At 44.5% G+C, this 13,512-nt stretch carries 9 protein-coding genes, 1 tRNA gene and 6 pseudogenes; 9 read left to right on the top strand and 7 right to left on the bottom strand.

From position 1 onward, the window contains the following. Positions 1-108 precede the first annotated feature (108 nt). Positions 109-723: pseudogene (locus tag F4V72_RS18315) on the top strand (phage integrase N-terminal domain-containing protein); the annotation flags it as partial. On the opposite strand, the gene F4V72_RS24865 reads toward F4V72_RS18315, so the two are convergent. After that, on the bottom strand, positions 607-1,056 hold the full coding sequence (locus F4V72_RS24865; RefSeq protein ID WP_071790756.1) for a fimbrial protein: 450 nt from the start codon (positions 1,054-1,056) through the stop codon (positions 607-609). The pseudogene F4V72_RS18315 and the gene F4V72_RS24865 overlap by 117 nt on opposite strands. After that, a complete protein-coding gene (locus F4V72_RS18325) occupies positions 992-1,381 on the bottom strand; it encodes a hypothetical protein (protein ID WP_070803260.1) in 390 nt (129 codons plus the stop codon). Before F4V72_RS18325 ends, F4V72_RS24865 begins: the two co-directional genes overlap by 65 nt. A gap of 324 nt (positions 1,382-1,705) precedes the next feature. Here F4V72_RS18325 and F4V72_RS18330 point away from each other — a divergent pair, with 324 nt between their 5' ends. The 3 genes from F4V72_RS18330 to F4V72_RS18340 all read left to right on the top strand — a co-directional run bounded on the left by F4V72_RS18330 (position 1,706) and on the right by F4V72_RS18340 (position 2,835). Next, positions 1,706-1,951 carry a hypothetical protein gene (locus F4V72_RS18330; protein WP_070803258.1) on the top strand — a complete coding sequence of 82 codons (246 nt, stop codon included), beginning with the start codon at positions 1,706-1,708 and terminating at the stop codon, positions 1,949-1,951. Between the two features lie 301 nt (positions 1,952-2,252). Then, entirely contained in the window at positions 2,253-2,573 is a 321-nt protein-coding gene (locus F4V72_RS18335) for a hypothetical protein (RefSeq protein WP_024149594.1), read from the top strand. 188 nt (positions 2,574-2,761) lie between these two features. Next, positions 2,762-2,835 (top strand) — tRNA-OTHER (locus F4V72_RS18340). Between the two features lie 546 nt (positions 2,836-3,381). On the opposite strand, the gene F4V72_RS18345 is transcribed toward F4V72_RS18340, so the two are convergent. Then, the gene (locus tag F4V72_RS18345) at positions 3,382-4,248 is read right to left on the bottom strand and encodes a hypothetical protein (protein ID WP_053528915.1); all 867 of its coding nucleotides are present in this window, start codon (positions 4,246-4,248) and stop codon (positions 3,382-3,384) included. Positions 4,249-4,717: 469 nt separating this feature from the next. Here F4V72_RS18345 and F4V72_RS18350 point away from each other — a divergent pair, with 469 nt between their 5' ends. The 4 genes and pseudogenes from F4V72_RS18350 to F4V72_RS18365 all read left to right on the top strand — a co-directional run bounded on the left by F4V72_RS18350 (position 4,718) and on the right by F4V72_RS18365 (position 7,764). Beyond that, positions 4,718-5,515 carry a hypothetical protein gene (locus F4V72_RS18350; RefSeq protein WP_136058219.1) on the top strand — a complete coding sequence of 266 codons (798 nt, stop codon included), beginning with the start codon at positions 4,718-4,720 and terminating at the stop codon, positions 5,513-5,515. A gap of 237 nt (positions 5,516-5,752) precedes the next feature. Further along, positions 5,753-5,854: pseudogene (locus F4V72_RS18355) on the top strand (IS630 family transposase); the annotation flags it as partial. 69 nt (positions 5,855-5,923) lie between these two features. Then, positions 5,924-6,810 (top strand): annotated as a pseudogene (locus F4V72_RS18360) (IS3 family transposase); the annotation flags it as partial. Between the two features lie 9 nt (positions 6,811-6,819). Beyond that, complete coding sequence (locus F4V72_RS18365; protein WP_079796694.1) at positions 6,820-7,764, top strand: IS5 family transposase; 945 nt, start codon at positions 6,820-6,822, stop codon at positions 7,762-7,764. Between the two features lie 69 nt (positions 7,765-7,833). Here the strand turns inward: F4V72_RS18365 and F4V72_RS18370 are convergent. The 3 genes and pseudogenes from F4V72_RS18370 to F4V72_RS18380 all read right to left on the bottom strand — a co-directional run. Next, positions 7,834-7,973: pseudogene (locus F4V72_RS18370) on the bottom strand (IS630 family transposase); the annotation flags it as partial. Between the two features lie 83 nt (positions 7,974-8,056). Next, positions 8,057-9,286 carry a hypothetical protein gene (locus tag F4V72_RS18375; protein ID WP_063390567.1) on the bottom strand — a complete coding sequence of 410 codons (1,230 nt, stop codon included), beginning with the start codon at positions 9,284-9,286 and terminating at the stop codon, positions 8,057-8,059. Positions 9,287-9,343: 57 nt separating this feature from the next. After that, on the bottom strand, positions 9,344-11,341 hold the full coding sequence (locus F4V72_RS18380; protein ID WP_079836989.1) for a hypothetical protein: 1,998 nt from the start codon (positions 11,339-11,341) through the stop codon (positions 9,344-9,346). A gap of 846 nt (positions 11,342-12,187) precedes the next feature. Between F4V72_RS18380 and F4V72_RS18385 the strand changes: the two are divergent. Then, a pseudogene (locus tag F4V72_RS18385) lies at positions 12,188-12,599 on the top strand (transposase); the annotation flags it as partial. Here F4V72_RS18385 and F4V72_RS18390 read toward each other — a convergent pair. Next, positions 12,598-13,509, bottom strand: a pseudogene (locus tag F4V72_RS18390) (IS630 family transposase); the annotation flags it as partial. The pseudogenes F4V72_RS18385 and F4V72_RS18390 sit on opposite strands and share 2 nt — an antisense overlap. Between the last annotated feature and the right edge of the window lie 3 nt (positions 13,510-13,512).

Below are 13,512 nucleotides of genomic sequence, written 5' to 3' on the forward strand. Positions count from 1 at the left end.
GGCAGTCCATACCGAGTACTGGCTGAAACTCCCTGTACCTCAACAAGCTGCCACTCCGGCGTGAAGGTATCGTTCTGGCGCAGCCAAAAAGCATACGCCGGAGACTGTTTGTGTTTTCAAAATCATGCGGGAAAGGGTACGGGCAGGTTAGGCAGTGAAATGAAGGCGCTGGCAGAACATTGCGGCGGTAGCCATAAAACAGTGAACGATCGCATCCATATCGTGCAATGTTTTGATCAGCATTTACGGGAACTGAACATCCAGATCCAGCGGGTGGCGCAGATCAAGGTTCGCCACATTGAAAGCTACATTCATGAAAGACTGGCGCAGGGGATCGGCAAACGCACGCTACAGAATGAAATGGCTTCGCTGCGTGCTGTACTGCAACAGGCCGGGCGTAAGCAGGTGGCAGAGCATGAGCGACTGACAAATAAATCCCTGGGGCTTTCTGGCGAATCCCGCTCTGGAACGCGGCAGGCCATCACACCGGACCATTACCGGCATGTGCTGGAAATGGCGCGCACGAAAGATCCGGGGCTGGCGGCAGCACTGGAACTGTCGCGGCTGATGGGATTGCGTTCACAGGAGGCGGTGCAAAGCGCACAATCACTGAAAACGTGGAAACAGGCTGTTGAACGTGGCGATACGCGTCTGACAGTAGTTTTTGGCACCAAAGGCAGACGACCCCGCGAGACGGTGATTCTGGATGCTGGCGCAATCAAAAATGAACGTTCCTATCGCTTTAAATGCTCCGGTAGTGATTACCCCTTTTCCATCGTCACTTAGTACCGCATAAAAATTAGCCTCACGCGTATCAGGTGTGCTTGAATCCTGGACAGAATAATAACTATTAGCATCATTTGGAATCAGTGCGATATCATTTGTTGAGTATATCTGTACACCGAAACCGCGCTGCGCATTATTGATATCAGCCAACATACTATTACTATAAGGTGATACATATTGAGACGTTAGTTTGGTGATCAGATGATTAACACCACCGCATCCAGTTAATTTTATAGTAAAAGGAATTTTTTTTCGGATCTTTATTACCAATCAGTTCACTCGTATAGTAATCCCCAAGATTAACCTGAGTACCTGATGCATTATCTGAGTTTTCAAGCGTGGCAGCATCACATGTCGGTTGTGGGATGGTGAGCGTAAAGGCGTTATTATTGATCTGGATGTCCTGCGCATCAGTCTGGGAACCAATTCGGAAATCACCAACCATATTTGCGTTAGGCGTTATTGTATGCCCCTGCCCCGGTATATAATCACGGGTCTGGAAAAGGGTCAAATCGAAATGACCTGACTTACCTTTCCAGTACTCTTTATCATGATTATCATCAACAGAAAAAACCGTTGTGTAATCCGTACTCATTGCAATGTAACCCGTTGGTGGCTCTGAATCCGAGACGAATTTTATTCCATATACAATCCCCTGCACATTCGTTGGAAATAATGCTATCTTAACACCATTAATAGTGGTACTTGTAACCGCAACCCCTGACTGTTTTGAGTTTAAGTTTTGCCCCCTGACCGGCATTACATGAAGTATTAACTGTTACAGAACCTTTGATATTATCTTTTAAAATCGTTGTATCAGAAACGGGACCAGTGATATCAACTGATTGTGACCCGAAGGTTAAGGTGTCGGTCCTTGCACCATCAAAAAAACATTCAGTTGCCGAAAGAAAACTCATACATGGTTAAAAAAGAGGGGCGCTGGGGAAATGTGACAATGAAAAGGGTTGATAACTATAAATATTATAAAGGTCATAGTGAGTGGGTCAGTTGTAAGCGTATGGCACAACACGCAATGGTTCTCGAAAAAAGGATAGCGCAATTAACTGAATCGCAAAACAATTCTTTACGTACGATTAATATTGCATGGTCTAAATTTAGTGAGAAAGATATATCAGGTCTGAATCAATTAAAAACGATGGCTTGATAGTGTATCTTCTATATATATCTTCCTCGCTGGATACAGATAAGCAGACTATTTTTACTAAAAAAGTAGTCTGCTTACTTTATATGAAAACTTAACATGTTATCCTTTGGCTCTGTCTGATGATGGTTATATTAATTGCAATTTTAAATTTATATGGCACTCATACTAATTATGGCCAAATATTTTCTATATATGCCAAGTTGCTTGTAGTCGGCAACTGAACGAAGCCTCTGGAGGTTACTCAAGTAAGTGATTAGGATGCACCCCCAAGCAACTCGAATTAATCATTAGAATGCATAATATGTTAAATGAAATTATATATTCGGACCAAGCTATTTTGTCGCCAAAAACAGTAGAACTTTATACTGAATATATGAATCAACAAGCTTTTCTTATTGATGATACTCATCACTGTATTAAGATAAGAGCAGAAATAAACGATCTGCGAAGAAATGATCTGGGATGGGATGAGACTTATAAGACGTTGTTTACTGGTGAACGCTCCATAACTCATAGAGCGGCTTATGAAGAATTAAATAACTCTATATCTGAAGATCTGATGTTAACAAAAAGTGAATTAATATTAAGTAAATATAGTAAGATAGAAACAAGTCGGAATTAATTTTTTACGAGACCATATGAATCCATTTTTACATCATTTATTTGCTGGTATTATTAGAATGATATTATTAGTATATGTCTCATTCAGGAAGGTGTACTTTTCTATTTTTTGGTTACTTAGCTTAGTGGGTGGAAGATGTATCCCATAAATCTAAGGGTGTTGGATTAATTCCAGTAGAAATCACCAAACCGCCATTAGCTCATCGGGAAGAGCGACGACCGGGATGTTGTAGTACGGGGTTCGAGTCCTCGATGGCGGTCCATTTTATCATTCCAGCAGCATATATTCCGTTATATTTATAATAGTACTCTAAGCTCAGCGGAAGAAGTCAGAACAGCTTTCAAGTATTCTAAACTACACCGCAATGGACTTACGCTGGCGAGCTATGCAAGAAACAATTCTTCTTGAAACCTTCAGCCGGGGTAAGGACGAAGTAGACTGGCGACTAAATCAACCTCGGGCCGGACATAGAGCTAAACCTCCCGAATGTTTATGTTGGATAAGGCAAAGTCATCATCTGGCATAAACGTTTGTGCTCCCCTAAAATTATCCAGCCCCTGGTCAGGTTGCCTGATAGCTGCCGGGTGGCAATCAGAAATTGAAGTGAGGTTACCGGTGTCCAGTAGTCTCGCTGTGAAAGGATATAGCCATCATTAAATAGCATGACTCCGGCTGGACTCATCCGGGGCCTGCAAAAAGGCAAAGATTTTGGGCCTTGTAGCGCACTGATTTAGGGACAGAATGATAAGGAGTGTTTTAGACACGACTGGAGTTTAAACATCGATTGACTGTTACCTGAAAATAGCAGTTAAATGATCAGTAATTTATCCGCAATCGCCATCCAACCCGCGGGTTCCTTAATTAATTGATCAACATGATGTTTACCCCATACAAACCCTGTAAGGCCTTTGCGCTCGAATAATTCAAAGAGAATTGTTCTTGCCGGGCCAGAATCGTCCTTACCCCGGCTGAAGGTTTCAAGAAGAATTGTTTCTTGCATAGCTCGCCAGTGTAAGTCCATTGCGGTGTAGCGGCATACATTAGAATACTTGAGATTTATTCCCAATTTTGCCGCTGAGCTCAAAGAGCTGCCAATAATGGATAGGGCTGTAGACAATACCGGCACAGCAGACAGCACTGCAACGCTAACTTGCCCTCCACGGACTGCCAGTTTCAAATTCTTCATGGTGATAAGAACATCAAGCCAGGACTGGATGGTAGCGCTCTCTTTATATTTTGCCGCAATGTCGCGAAATCCAGCCAAATGCTTCATTGTGGATGCACAGGCAGCTCCCCCCTGTCCGACGACTCCAAGATCAATACATGTTACCAGCGCCCCTCCAGCACCTGCGATAGCAATGGCTGATGATGCTGCCGAAACATAGCCTCGTTTTTGGAGATACTTAATTGTTTCTGGACTAGTATTGTCATCATGCTGATTCCATACGAACCATGGATTCGGTACGGGCATTACCGGATGATCATTAATTAAGCTGTAGAGTTCCTGGACTATAGTAGTGGTTACATTAAATATAGGTATGTCTGTCAGGGTATCGATCAGTGCCGTGCCACTATCCGCGATAGCCCAGAAGATCTCGCTTTTATCGACGTCTTCTTTTGCAGCATCCTCTATTTTTGCTCTAATTTCCTGGTAATATGGATATGTGTTCTTCATTTTTTATTCTCCTCTATGCTTTAATATACAACGGTATAGTTTTTTGAGTTTTTACTGGTTAGTTACAATGTGTATAATGATAAAGGAAGTATTTTTCATCAAGCAGCTTGACGGTCATAAAATAAATATCCTAAGGGTAAATTTAGATAATCGATACTATACAGATAAATGATTGTCATACAAATAACATCTATTAGTGTATAAATTACTGTATTCCTCAACTTCACCCTAAATTAGAGTCTCAAAATGCATGAGATCAGGGCTAAGTTATTTACTGTGACATTGAAAGAAAGTTAGTATCTTATCCATAATCATGGTTCCCACACTACCAAATTAGCCCGCTAAAAATCCAAAAACAGACCATTTAAAATCCACGCACACCCCTCATCACAACAAGAATAGACTTCAATAAAAAATTAGCGCATGTAATATGCACTATGTTCCTATGGCGTAATTTTAAGGATTTACAATGAAAACCTCGCATCAACCATTTTCAAGCTTTATAGGTCATCTGAACAAGTCAGTGTACGCAAAACAACCACTTACCCATTCTTTATGTTCCGGGCGCGTTAGTTTTTCCCATATAAAAGCCATCGATAAGAAAATCGCCGAATGCATCAAACATGGAATATATATTTCAGCTACTGATCAGTTACAGTTACTGCAACTGAGAGATATTATCGTGAAACAGAAGAGTCACTGCACTCAGAAAAAATTAGCGAAATTTGATGAAATATTAAAAAATCTGCCAGCAATAAAATCCGAATCATGCAAGATATGGGAGTTAATTACTGAATATCAAAACATCAACGCAAAAAGGATGGATCTAAAGAAACAACGCAATGATAGTTTCCAGCGTTTGTATTTATATTTCAATGCTATGGCTGATTATGATTATAATGTTCCGCCCGCTGTAAGAATGCTATTTAAAAGATTAATAGCAGCTAAAAATGGAATGCGAATGCTTGCAGAATTCCAACATTTCACACAAATACATAATGTTACAATACCCATTAATTGCAGCATACCTGATAACTGTTCAGGAATCAAAAATAGACAGCAGGCTCTTACCGCACCTCCATCAATTTCATTGAACTGGGCTGAAATCAGCAATAAAATTGATGAAATATTCATGTTGGATTTAGAACTGTATAATTATAAACAGAATATTGATCAGTTACAGAATAAAATAAAGGAAATTGCAGGCACTTTGGTTGTTTTAAATAATGCAGAGTACTTAGAATACCTAAAGTCAACGGCTGGATAGATCGATTTAAGTTTCATGCACCTGGCAACTTCCCCAACTTATCTCACAGGAATATCTAAAAGTGCATGAAACTGAAACTGGCCTGTTTATATAGGCTCCCTACTTGACCATATCATTATTCTTTGCAGATATTTCTAAATAGCTGCGCGGAATAGTAGATCACTTAAAGGGAACTCAGCCCGGATTGTGCGATCTGATCAATCGCCAAATATCCCAAACCACCAACCGGACTGAGCGATGCCGATCATAGCACCAATTCCTGAGGAAGAACGACGACTGATGCGCAAAGAAGCACAGCAGACCCGCGATAAAAATCATGCCAGACGACTTGTAAGTATCCCGCATAATCGTGCCATTCACATTTAGAGATCCTCCAGCATAATCAATCTGCCAACAAAGGAGCTCGCTATGCGTAAAGCCCGTTTTACTGAGCATCAGATCATCGCCGTGATTAAGTCGGTCGAAGCCGGACGAACGGTTAAAGATGTCTGTCGGGAGGTCGGTATCTCTGAAGCCACCTATTACAACTGGAAGTCTAAATATGGCGGAATGGAGGCCTCTGATATTAAAAAGATAAAAGAGCCTGAGGACGAGAACAGACGTCTCAAACAGATGTTTGCCGACCTCAGCCTGGAATGTCGGGCGCTGAAAGACGTTATCGAAAAAAAGCTTTAAAACCAGCCTCTAAGCGTGAGCTGGTCACTCATCTGATAACGACATTCGGACTCAGTATCCGTCAGGCCTGCCGGAGTCTGAACCTGAGCAGAACGGTTTACCATTACCGCCCGGATTCTACGCATGACGAACCCGTTATTGCCGCATTGCAGGCAGCGGCTGAACGATACCCGCGATACGGTTTTCCGAAGCTTTTCCAGGTTCTGCGGCGGCAGGGATACCAGTGGAATGACAAAAGGATCCACCGTATTTACTGTCTGCTGAAGCTGAATTTTCGCCGTAAGGGTAAACAACGGCTGCCGGTGCGTAATCCCTCTCCACTGGCCACACCGGAAGTGCTGAACCAGAGCTGGTCTGTCGATTTTATGAATGATGCTTTGGTCTGTGGCCGTCGTTTTCGCACGTTCAATGTTGTTGATGACTTTAACCGCGAGGCGTTGTCGATTGAAATCGATCTGAATCTGCCAGCCCCACGAGTGGTCCGGGTGCTCGACAGGATCGCGGCAAACCGCGGCTATCTGGCCATGCTTCGCATGGATAATGGACCGGAATTTATTTCGCTGGCACTGGCTGAATGGGCAGAGAAACATGCAGTAAAAGTGGAGTTTATCTGGCCGGGATCTCAAAAAATGCATGGAACTAAAACGGGTCTATTTACACAGAAGTTCAGAATCACCAACTGGCACACCTATAACAACGCTCTAATCAACCGTGGTTCCATGACTTTCTGGCTGGATGACGAGGCGATTAAGTCGTGGTATGACACATCCCCGCCTTCAGCACGCGGAAGACCTCAGCGCTATTCTGACCTTGCCATCACTACCGTTCTGGTGATTAAACGCGTATTCCGGCTGCCCCTGCGGGCCGCACAGGGCTTCATTGATTCCATTTTCACCTTGATGGGCGTTCCGCTACGCTGTCTGGATTACACCTGTGTCAGCAGGCGGGCAAAGTCGGTCAATGTCAGTTTTAAAACGGTCACCCGGGGTGAAATCACGCATCTGGTGATTGATTCCACCGGGCTGAAGCTCTTCGGTGAAGGCGAATGGAAAGTCAAAAAACATGGCAAAGAACGCCGCCGTATCTGGCGAAAGTTGCATCTGGCCGTTGACAGCAAAACACATGAAATCATCTGCGCAGACCTGTCACTTAACAACGTTACAGACTTAGAGGGTTTCCCCGGGTTAATCCGGCAGACCCACCGGAAAATCAGGTCGGTCGCTGCCGATGGCGCTTACGATACCCGGTTATGTCACGATGAACTGCGCCGTAAGAAAATCCGCACCCTCATTCCTCCCCGTAAGGGAGCGGGTTACTGGCCTGGTGAGTATGAGGACCGCAATCGCGGCGTTGCTAATCAGCGGCTGAGCGGAAGCAATGCAAGGTGGAAATGGACAACGGAATATAACCGTCGCTCTATAGCGGAAACAGCCATGTATCGGGTAAAACAGCTGTTCGGAGGTTCACTGACACTGCGTGACTACGATGGTCAGGTTGCAGAAGCTCTGGCCATGGTACGCGCGCTGAACAAAATGACGAAGGCAGGTATGCCAGAAAGCGTGCGTATTGCCTGAAAATCCAGCCAGCTACAGGGACGTTCGCACAGAATCTTATTTATTCAACAAAGCCGAAGGATGTCACAAAACCGGATGCTCTGCGCTGCATTCGCCCAGTGCTTTATGGATTGCTGCCATCTTTTCATCTTTATGCGAGTCACGGATACGCAGGGTGGCGCAGCCCTGCGCCATACAAGCCCCGCAGACGGAAACCAGCGCCACACGGTTCAGGTCCATAATCTCAGTGCGGCTCTGGATGTGTAATATCCGATCAACAAAATGTGTTTCCAGGCTATCACTGTACAAGCATTTATGCTCTGTTGATGAGATGGTGTACCAAACTTGTCAGCAGTTGTTCCTTATCCGTGACCCCATAGGGGGCATAATATTGAACTGCCCCCAGGGTGGTGAACGTAACTGCTTTTGGCGTATTGGAAATGAAAATGCCGCAGGACTCCAGCCAACCTGGGGCACGTTGCATAGTTTCTGCTGCCAGATCACTACCGTCCTGTTTGAAGATCAAATACATTTTTATCAGGCCATTCCCCAGATTCCTGAGCACTGGTGTAGTACTGATGTGTTGATTAGCCAGCAACTCCTGGCACACCGTCTGTACCCGTTCTGTCTGTTCTCGCCAGTCATGTTGTCGGCTATCCACAGTCACAGCCAGGGTAGGTAAATGCCAGTCAACCTGTTGGTATTTGTCATCAATCAACACCTGCGAGTTTTGATAGAACAGGGGCAAAGGGACATCGCCAGGAATAAATTGTAAGTGCGGCGTATTTTTATCACTGCTGGTTTCAAAGGGGTTTTGTACCAAAATATCCCCTTCTTTGCTGAACTGGGTTAAATACTCGACCATTGGGGTGAAATATTGCGTTTTATTCAAAAAGTTGTCGCCAGCACGCAGTGCTGTTTCTTTGGCAAATACATCATCGTTGTACCTTTTTAGCTCAATGATCGGGGTTTGATTGAAATACAGCACGCTATCATCTCGCGTTTTACATAATAAAAGATTATTTCTTTGTTTTTCTTGCTCTGCACGGTACGTGGTGAAATCAGGAGTGATAACTCTTTGTCCAGCAAAGTAAGGTTTGGTAGGCTCCTGCTCTATAAAAGGCTGGTCATTTAATGTGATCTTTTTGGGTTCAAACTCAGGATTATTTGGGTAGAAGCGAGTAAGGGATTCCAGTTCGCTATGTAGCCGGGTGTGGCGATCTGCTTTATTATTATCATCGATACCCAGTGTGTCCAACAAGCGCTGTCTCGGTGCCTGAAGCACTTTCTCGGCAAAATCCAGCGCTCTTTGATCGCCAAGCAGCACTATCATATAAGGTGACATGCTCCCTGTTTCATCGTACCCTCCCAGAGGGTGCGTCATTTTCTCAATGCTACTTTTACTATCACCCGGCAGGGCATCCATTTTGATAAATTCCCCGACAGGTCTGTCCTGGGTTAGATTTGCTGTACGGACTTCATTATTTTCCTGCTGGAGCGGAAAAAATTGGCCAATCATGCTTCGATAATTATGAATAATCATATTGGTTATTTACTCGTTTGTAGAGAAAGGGGCCATCATGGCCCCGGGGAAACAGGTTCAGTCTGCCAGTTGATCGTTTAACAGACGATGGGTAATAAAGTGCTGTAGTAGTGGTTGCTGTTGATCTTTCATACGGGCAAGATGAGTGCTATCGACGTTGGCCCCCAGGTTATGCAAAGTGGCGGCTGCCTGGTCCAGATCGTCTACCATGTAGTAGGTGAACAGTGAGAGTACCTGATGGGTTTCTGGGTGGGTTGCGCGTGTCGGGAACTGACTGGCATACTCTCTGGCCAATTCTGCCCGGCTTTCATATAACGCTATCAGTTTAGGGTCTGCCTTTAACGCTTTGAGAGAATGGACTCCCTTCTGGTAAAAGTCCTGAATATCATGAGTGATATCAATCAATTTATCCATGGAGAGAAGGTTGTTGGGGCTGTGACTCATTTTGACGTGTTGTAAATCTCGTTCCAGCGGTTCCCTGAATTGTTCGTTAGTGCGTTCCCGCAATTGGGTTCTGGCAGGAAATGCCTTATTTTCGGAGCAATCGGGCTTCAATTCGGCATTCTGATCGTAGTTCATTAGCATGGGAACGATAGTGAGCACGTCCTCAGTTAAATCTGCAGAGGAAAGCTCCAGTTTCGGGAGCTTATCCAGAACTTCGGGTAGGTTATCGTAAGTGCTTATCTGTTTATTGAATAATTCCTCGTCGGTGATTTGTAGCCCCTGTTCACTGAATTTTGCCACAGTTATTTTTTCTAGTGGTTTAAGTGCGTTGCCCGTCAGGCTTTGCCTTATTTGCGCGTTAAGAGTTTCTTTTTGTTCTTTTAATGCTTCGAGAAATTGTTGAGGCTCGGCATCACGGAATTCACCCAATACGAAACGTTGTAATGACGTGAGATGCAGGGCTTGTTCAAGTTCCTGTGGAGTAAGGAAAGGTTGGCACCGGTCAACACCATGGAAGGTCATCAATTCGGCATCGCGTGATTCCGTTTCGTTTTTGCCGCTTGCAGAACGGTGATGTACAATCATCTCGGTGCGAATACCTGTTTCAATCGGCGTTGTGTTGTCGGGGTTACGAATAACCACATAGCTGGCTCCCGGTATATGACTGAATTCTTTTTGCAGGTCGTCCATCGTCGGGAATTTTGTTGCCGCTTCGCTTTGCGTAAAACGGATGGTTTTTTCGGTATCATAGGGGAACGCAGCCAGGCACTGTTCGTTGTTGGCCTGCTCGGTACCTGCGGTACGTGTGGTAATCAGTTTAAACTCGGCAGCATAATTACTGTTGTCAAAGTGATACATCCACTCCCGGTATTTACCGTCGTCTTTAGTGGCTGGGTTGTTCATAAAACGAAAGTTGGAAACTGCAGGGGTATCGCCTAGCTGAAAAGCCGCTTTGAACAGTTGTAATGGCGTCAATTTGGCGTTTATACAACGTGGGTCGGTAATGTGTGATTTAATATTTTGGGTGGAAAAATCAAGTTTGGCATAATCATCTTTTTTTACGGCATGGCTTGCCATTTCTTCATCATAGAATTGTTTGAAATTGGAATAGGCTCCCTTATCGACCTCGCAGGCGGAAACACCATAGGTTCCCCACTCATTTAACAGACTACTGAACGGTTCTTTCAGATCGTCGTCAACGAGCGAGAGGAGAGCCTGGCGCAGTTGTGCCGTTTTGTCGGATTCTGATAACTGTTTGTATTGGCTCTTTTCAACCTCACCTAAATCGGTGATGGCCTTGAATCGGCCAGGCGATGAGGAACTAGAGCTATACGGGCTAAGAATAGTATTGATCATACTAGGGTTTTTCATTATCTCAATGGCATCGCAGTGTGTAACCTTATCTATAGATTTGATCCCCATTGCCTTTTTTAGTGTAGATAAATCCACCTGATTTAGTTTCATAGTATTGTTTGTAACGATCGAAAACTGGTAAACGATCCCTTTGTTTTTATCAATCACAAAACGCTCATCGCCATGGTCAGTCTTTGCCTCGACAACAGCGAGGGGATAATGGGTTTGTGTCAGATGGGTATTACTAATATTAGGCATGCATATTCCCTTGATGATTTAGTGGTGAGAGTGTTCATAATTCCGTGTCATGTTAAAAATTTTACAGCGTCATCACATTATTCAGTCTCCCTTCAAAATAAATAGCTAACTGCGACAATGTCAAAAGAACTACACCAGGTTCGTTTTTTCCTTAAGGAACATCAATGGCATAGTTAGGGCTGCGTCAACAGTGTTGTGATCGCATGCGAAATTCTCATAATATAATAATCCAGATGAGATTTTTATTTACTATGTGTCCGTCTGCTTGTTACAAGAACAGATATTTCAAAAGGAGCAATGTAGTATGCAATATCCTGCATCAATTTCAATATGTAGGTCGAGGCAATAATAGACTACGGCAGATCAATAAAATCATATTCCATTAGATCATAAATACAATAAATACAATAAATATAATAAATGCAATATGATAAATATCATGCCAAAAATAGCATTTGTGCTTAATAAATATACCAATGTATATAATGCATATCCTTGAATGTTTTCAGTGCATAGATGAGGTTAAGTCCCAGAAAACGATATGGCTATGGTGTTTCTCATAAAATTTATGTGCTTTTTCATTTAAATAAGTGATTCGAATATTATTACATTTTTGCCAGCACATGCTTACCTCCTGGGAATGGGCTGAGGGTTTCCATAAAATGCCGGACTTTTTCAGCAACTGCCTGATCTTACCCAGCGATAGTGGACACACGACAGGAGCGTCAATGCGGTGGCCGAATCGTTCTCCAGTTCGCTGAAAAAAGAGCGCATCAGGAAACGCATATATAAAACCCGGGATCTGGCCCCTGTAGTGGCACAGTAAATTTGGCCACCTGATTAAAGGTGATATTCTCACCTCAACACAAAACAGGTGACTTAATGAACAAGAAAACTAAGCGTACTTTCACCCCCGAGTTCAGGCTGGAATGTGCACAGCTGATTGTTGATAAGGGCTACTCATATAGACAAGCCAGTGAAGCGATGAATGTCGGTTCTACCACGCTTGAGAGCTGGGTACGCCAGCTCAGGCGAGAGCGCCAGGGATTACGCCCTCTGCCACACCTATTACTCCAGACCAGAAACGTATCCGCGAGCTGGAAAAGCAGGTTCGCCGCCTGGAGGAACAGAATACGATATTAAAAAAGGCTACCGCGCTCTTGATGTCCGACTCACTGAACGGTTCACGATAGTTGCCAGACTGAGTGACAGCCACACGGTTGTCAGCCTGTGTTCTGCTCTGGGAATACACCGCAGTGTAACGATAACCACAACAGCTCTATCGGATTCAGCCACGGGGAAGACACTGGCAGGAACAGCAACCGGAACTTCGTGTTTTTTTCCAACCAGCGTTCCACTTTGCGGCTTTTATGAATGACGTAGTTATCAAGTACCAGCGTAATGGTTTTCGCTCATCGGTATGTGCGCCGTAATGCTTCTAACAGGCTGATAAATAAATCAAAACTCTTACCGCTGCCACTGACATAGTGGATTTTCCCGGTACCCGAATGTAGTGCGCCTGCCAGATAATGCTTCTGGTTCTGCCCCGGCGTGGCGATACGTTTCTGTTGCCCTTTGGGCATCCAGTCCGCGCCAATTTTAGGGTTCAGGTCGATATCGACTTCATCCTGATAAAACACGGGATGTTCTGCCGGAGCCTCATTCAGCGCCTGTCCGATGGCAAGCTGTTTTTCTTCATACAGCGGGTCCCGGATTTTCAGCGTTGGCGAGGCTCTGCGCCAGACAATGCCCGCACGTTTCAGGTATCGGTGCAGAGTGGGGCTATGCAGTGTCAGGTTAAAAATCTGGTTGATGATGCGGGACAACAACTCTGTACTCCAGCGTGAGCGCAACCAGCCAAAATCCTTTGGGGAGCGCTGAACCAGCAGCGGAAGCACCTGAAGAATATCGGTAACCGGCCATTGTGGAGCACGTCCCGGCCTGAGGCTTTTTAAGCCTTCAGCGCCATGTAAAGTAAACCAGTTTATCCATCTGCCGACAGATGAGCGGGCAGCACAGAGTATTCTGGCGACATCGGTAACGGTCATTCCCTGATGCTGCATCAGCATAGCAATGAGTCGTCTGGCATGATTTTTATCGCGGGTCTGCTGTGCTTCTTTGCGCATCAGTCGTCGTTCTTCCTCAGGAATTGGTGCTATGATCGGCATCGC

Source organism: Salmonella enterica subsp. diarizonae (genome assembly GCF_008692785.1).
Taxonomy (GTDB): domain Bacteria; phylum Pseudomonadota; class Gammaproteobacteria; order Enterobacterales; family Enterobacteriaceae; genus Salmonella; species Salmonella diarizonae.

Excerpts from the sequence above, each read along its gene's own strand:
- F4V72_RS18325 (WP_070803260.1), bottom strand. The coding sequence starts at position 1,381 with ATGAGTACGGATTACACAACGGTTTTTTCTGTTGATGATAATCATGAT.
- F4V72_RS18330 (WP_070803258.1), top strand. The coding sequence starts at position 1,706 with ATGGTTAAAAAAGAGGGGCGCTGGGGAAATGTGACAATGAAAAGGGTT.
- F4V72_RS18335 (WP_024149594.1), top strand. The coding sequence starts at position 2,253 with ATGTTAAATGAAATTATATATTCGGACCAAGCTATTTTGTCGCCAAAA.
- F4V72_RS18345 (WP_053528915.1), bottom strand. The coding sequence starts at position 4,248 with ATGAAGAACACATATCCATATTACCAGGAAATTAGAGCAAAAATAGAG.
- F4V72_RS18350 (WP_136058219.1), top strand. The coding sequence starts at position 4,718 with ATGAAAACCTCGCATCAACCATTTTCAAGCTTTATAGGTCATCTGAAC.
- F4V72_RS18365 (WP_079796694.1), top strand. The coding sequence starts at position 6,820 with ATGCATGGAACTAAAACGGGTCTATTTACACAGAAGTTCAGAATCACC.
- F4V72_RS18375 (WP_063390567.1), bottom strand. The coding sequence starts at position 9,286 with ATGATTATTCATAATTATCGAAGCATGATTGGCCAATTTTTTCCGCTC.
- F4V72_RS18380 (WP_079836989.1), bottom strand. The coding sequence starts at position 11,341 with ATGCCTAATATTAGTAATACCCATCTGACACAAACCCATTATCCCCTC.